General features: G+C 67.4%; 3 protein-coding genes and 1 pseudogene. 3 read left to right on the top strand and 1 reads right to left on the bottom strand.

All coding sequences use genetic code 11. The features are described from left to right. The 3 genes from X803_RS19590 to X803_RS0111830 all read left to right on the top strand — a co-directional run. The coding region (locus X803_RS19590) for a copper resistance D family protein (RefSeq protein ID WP_173400914.1) at positions 1 to 708 on the top strand (708 nt) is incomplete at its 5' end. Continuing rightward, a complete protein-coding gene (locus tag X803_RS19585; RefSeq protein WP_253907459.1) occupies positions 708 to 2,498 on the top strand; it encodes a bifunctional copper resistance protein CopD/cytochrome c oxidase assembly protein in 1,791 nt (596 codons plus the stop codon). The genes X803_RS19590 and X803_RS19585, both read left to right, overlap by 1 nt. Next, positions 2,495 to 4,504 (top strand): NHL domain-containing thioredoxin family protein, encoded by a 2,010-nt coding sequence (locus tag X803_RS0111830; protein WP_026545299.1) that lies wholly within the window; start codon positions 2,495 to 2,497, stop codon positions 4,502 to 4,504. Before X803_RS19585 ends, X803_RS0111830 begins: the two co-directional genes overlap by 4 nt. A 2-nt stretch (positions 4,505 to 4,506) precedes the next feature. Here X803_RS0111830 and X803_RS19580 read toward each other — a convergent pair. After that, positions 4,507 to 4,881, bottom strand: a pseudogene (locus X803_RS19580) (hypothetical protein); the annotation flags it as partial.

Below are 4,881 nucleotides of genomic sequence, written 5' to 3'. Positions count from 1 at the left end.
GGAGAAGATCCGGAGGAAACGCCTGCCTTTTCCCGGGTGATGTCGCTGGCGTCCTGGGCGGCGGTAGCCTGGACGCTTTCCGCCCTTGCCGTCATGGTGCTCACCTACTCGGACGCCGCAGGCCTGCCGCTCAGCGGCGACCCCGTCTACACCCAGGGCCTGGCGTCCTACCTGACGGACTTCGACACCGGCAGGGCCTGGCTGGCCACCACCATGATTGCCGCTGTCGCCGCAACCATGACGTTCGGCGCCCGCTCGAGCCTCTGGCTTGCCCTCACGCTGGTGCTCTCACTCGGCGGTCTGCTGCCGATGGCCCTGATCGGCCACTCGGCAAGCGGCGATGACCATAACGCCGCCGTGAACTCCATCCTGCTGCACCTGGTGGGCGTCTGCCTCTGGGTCGGCGGGATCATTGTCCTGGCCGTGATCGGCGGAAAACTCGGAACCCAGACTGCGGCGGTCCTGAAGCGTTTCTCCGCCCTCGCCGGGTTTGCCTTCGCCCTCGTGTTCCTGTCCGGCATCATCAACGCCAGCCTGCGCATCGGCAGCCTCTCCCAGCTCAGTTCCGAGTGGGGGCTGCTGGTGACCTTCAAGGCGATCGCCACTATCTTCCTCGGCGGAATCGGCCTCATGCACCGCCAGTGGGTCATCCCTCAGTTGGAGACCAAGGAGAAGATCCGGAGGAAACGCCTGCCTTTTCCCGGGTGATGTCGCTGGCGTCCTGGGCGGCGGTAGCCTGGACGCTTTCCGCCCTTGCCGTCATGGTGCTCACCTACTCGGACGCCGCAGGCCTGCCGCTCAGCGGCGACCCCGTCTACACCCAGGGCCTGGCGTCCTACCTGACGGACTTCGACACCGGCAGGGCCTGGCTGGCCACCACCATGATTGCCGCTGTCGCCGCAACCATGACGTTCGGCGCCCGCTCGAGCCTCTGGCTTGCCCTCACGCTGGTGCTCTCACTCGGCGGTCTGCTGCCGATGGCCCTGATCGGCCACTCGGCAAGCGGCGATGACCATAACGCCGCCGTGAACTCCATCCTGCTGCACCTGGTGGGCGTCTGCCTCTGGGTCGGCGGGATCATTGTCCTGGCCGTGATCGGCGGAAAACTCGGAACCCAGACTGCGGCGGTCCTGAAGCGTTTCTCCGCCCTCGCCGGGTTTGCCTTCGCCCTCGTGTTCCTGTCCGGCATCATCAACGCCAGCCTGCGCATCGGCAGCCTCTCCCAGCTCAGTTCCGAGTGGGGGCTGCTGGTGACCTTCAAGGCGATCGCCACTATCTTCCTCGGCGGAATCGGCCTCATGCACCGCCAGTGGGTCATCCCTCAGTTGGAGACCAATCTGTCCGCCCGCCGGGTGCTCTGGCAGCTCATCGCCGTCGAACTCGCCATCATGGGGGCCGTCTCCGGGGTGGCCGTCGCGCTGGCACGGACCGCGCCGCCGCGTCTGGAGGAACTGCAGCCCGACGCGAGTCCGGCGCGCATCCTTACCGGCTATGAACTGCCACCGGAGCCGACGCCGATGCGCTGGCTGACGGAATGGCGCCCGGACTGGCTGTGGATCGCCTTCGCCGTCACGGTCGCTGCCGCGTACATCCTCGGCATGGCCAAGCTGCACCGGCGCGGTGATTCCTGGTCGGTTCTCCGGCTGATCTCCTGGCTGACCGGACTGACCGCGCTGACATACTTCACCTCCGGGGCCCCCGCCGTCTACGGCATGGTGCTGTTCAGCGCACACATGATCGACCATATGGCGCTGACCATGGTGGTCCCGCTGTTCCTGGTCATCGGGGCACCCGTCACACTGGCATTGAAGGCGCTGACCCCGCGCCGGGACGGCAGCAGGGGTATCCGCGAGTGGATCCTGGTGATCGTCCATTCGAAGTTCTCCGCCCTGGTCACCCACCCGCTGTTCGCTGCGGCGAACTTCGCGGGGTCGATTGTGATCTTCTACTACTCGCCGCTGTTCGGGTTCGCCCTGCGTGAGCACGTGGGGCATGAGCTCATGAACCTGCACTTCCTGCTCACCGGTTACATCTTTGTGCTGACCATGATCGGCACCGACCCCATCCCGCGGCGTGCACCCTACCCGCTGCGGCTGCTGCTTCTCTTCGCCACCATGGCCTTCCATGCGTTCTTCGGTGTGGCACTGACCGGAGGAACCTCCCTGCTGCAGGCCTCCTGGTTCGGCAACATGGGCCGGGACTGGGGCCCGTCGGCCCTCGCCGACCAGCAGATCGGCGGTGCGGTCACCTGGGGGATCGGTGAGATACCCACGCTCCTGCTCGCCATCGGCGTCGCGGTCATGTGGTCCCGCAGCGATGCCAGGGAGACCCGCCGCAAGGACCGCGCGGCGGAACGGAATAACGACGCCGAACTTTCGGCTTATAACAACATGTTCGCCTCGCTCGCGGAACGGGACCGCACCCGGTCCTCCGCCGGGCACCCCCCGCATGGCACTCGCCAAGGACAGCGCCCAACCCCACCAGGAGATCCTGAATGACCGAAACCTCGCTCCGCGTCGGCTACCGCGTCCGCGCCTCCGAACTCGTTGGACGGAACTGGCTCAACACGGGAGGACAGCAGCTGACCCTTGAGGATCTCCGCGGGAAGATCGTCCTGCTCGACTTCTGGACGTTCTGCTGCATCAACTGCCTCCACGTGCTCGACGAGCTCCGGCCGCTCGAGGAGAAGTACTCGGATGTCTTCGTGACGGTCGGCGTCCACTCACCCAAGTTCGAGCATGAGGCCGATCCCGTGGCCCTTGCGGCGGCCGTGGAACGGTATGAAATCCACCACCCGGTGCTCGATGACCCGGAGCTGGATACCTGGCAGGCGTACACGGCCCGCGCCTGGCCCACCCTCGTGGTGATCGACCCCGAGGGCTACATCGTTGCGCACCTCTCCGGTGAGGGCCACGCCGCCGGACTGGAGTCCCTCGTCGAGGAACTCGTGGCGGAGCACGAGGCGAAGGGCACGCTGCACCGGGGGGACGGCCCCTACGTGCCCGCAGAGCCCACCGCCGGGGACCTCCGCTTCCCGGGCAAGGTGCTTGCACTGCCCGCCAGCAATACCTTCCTCGTGGGCGACACCGGCCACCACCGGCTGGTGGAGCTGGAAGCCGATCTCACCACCGTGCGGCGCACCATCGGCTCCGGCACCCGCGGTGTCGCGGACGGCGGTCCTGACACAGCCCAGTTCAACGAACCGCAGGGACTGACGCTCCTTCCAGCGCAGATCGCACGGCGGGTGGGATACGACGTCGTTCTCGCCGACACGGTCAACCACCGCCTGCGCGCCCTCAGCCTGGAGACCGGGGCAGTGACCACCGTTGCCGGGAACGGTGTGCAGCGGCTGCTCGACGCCGGTAACCAGGTCAAGGCCCGCCCGGTCGAGCTGGAGGAGGTTTCCCTGGATCTCGGCGGCGACGCCGAGGACATCCCGGAGGACGCAGCACCGCGCCTGGAGGACACGTTCCTGGGCACCGACGCATTGAACATCTCCCTGTCCTCACCCTGGGACGTCATCTGGTCCACCACGCTGGAGCGGGTGGTCGTGGCCATGGCCGGCACCCACCAGATCTTCACCTTCGATCCACTGACCGGCGGCGTGGACATCCTTGCCGGCACCGGACTGGAAGGGCTGCTCGACGGCGACGCCACCGCCGCGTGGTTCGCACAGTCCTCGGGCCTGGCGGAGGACGCGCATGGGAACATCTGGGTTGCTGATTCGGAGACCTCCGCGCTGCGGGTCCTGAGCTTCGTCACGGTCAACGGCCGGAGCCGCACCCAGGTGCAGTCCGCGATCGGCACCGGCCTGTTCGACTTCGGGTTCCGCGACGGCGAGGCGGGGCAGGCACGCCTCCAGCACCCGCTGGGAGTCACGGCACTGCCGGACGGGTCGATCGCCGTCGCCGACACCTACAACGGCGCCGTCCGTCGGTACGACCCGGCGACGCGGCAGGTCTCCACCCTCATCCGCGGGCTTGCCGAGCCGTCCGACGTGCTGGTGGATCAGGCGCCGGTGGAATCAGGCGGCGAACCGCTCCTCATCGTGGTGGAGGCAAACAAGCACCAGCTGGTGCGGGTGCCCATCCCCAAGGAGGCACTTGCCGTCGATGAGGGCGCCTCGCAGACGCAGCGGCCCAAGACCACCGTCGCAGCCGGCGGGTTCGGTGTCACCGTCAGGTTCAGTGCGCCGAAGGGGCAGAAGCTGGACGACCGCTGGGGCGATCCCACGCAGCTGAAGATCTCCTCCTCGCCGGAGGCGCTGCTCGTCTCCGGTGGAGGCACCGGCGTAGGGCTGCAGCGCCGGCTGGTGCTCTCCGACGAGGTTCCCGAGGGCGTCCTGCACATCACCGCGCGCGCGGCGGCCTGCGACGGCGAACCGGGCGGAGAGATCCCGGACCATGCGGCCTGCCACCTGTACCAGCAGGACTGGGGGATCCCGGTCATCCTCAACGCGGACGGGGAGACCGAACTGACCCTCGACCTGCGCGGTCTGGACTAGCCCTAGTACTCCACCACGGGGGTGACCGTGATGCCTTCTTCGGTCACGGCGAGGCGGGCGGTGAAACCGAACTCCTGCGGGACGCTGACAGGCTCGATGATTCCCGTGAACAGGTCCTGCAGCCGGGTCTCCAGGAGAACGGTGCCTGTGAGCGGTGAGATGATCCAGTCGCCGTTGAACGGTTCGATGCGGACTTCCGGGTACTCCGTGATGGACCAGTCGATCGGTCCGGCCACCCGGTTCTCCGTCTCGAACCCGAAGGGACAATTGGCGGGCTGGAACACGGTCTGTTCCGCACACCTGTCGAGGAAGGTCTTGAGCTGTGCGGCCACCGCGTCACTCAGGGCGGGAGTGGCGGCGGTGGCGAGGTTGATCCG

Origin of the sequence: Arthrobacter sp. 35/47, from assembly GCF_000520475.1 — a bacterium.
GTDB lineage: Bacteria > Actinomycetota > Actinomycetes > Actinomycetales > Micrococcaceae > Arthrobacter_D > Arthrobacter_D subterraneus.
This window is presented reverse-complemented; position numbering and strand designations above follow the sequence as displayed.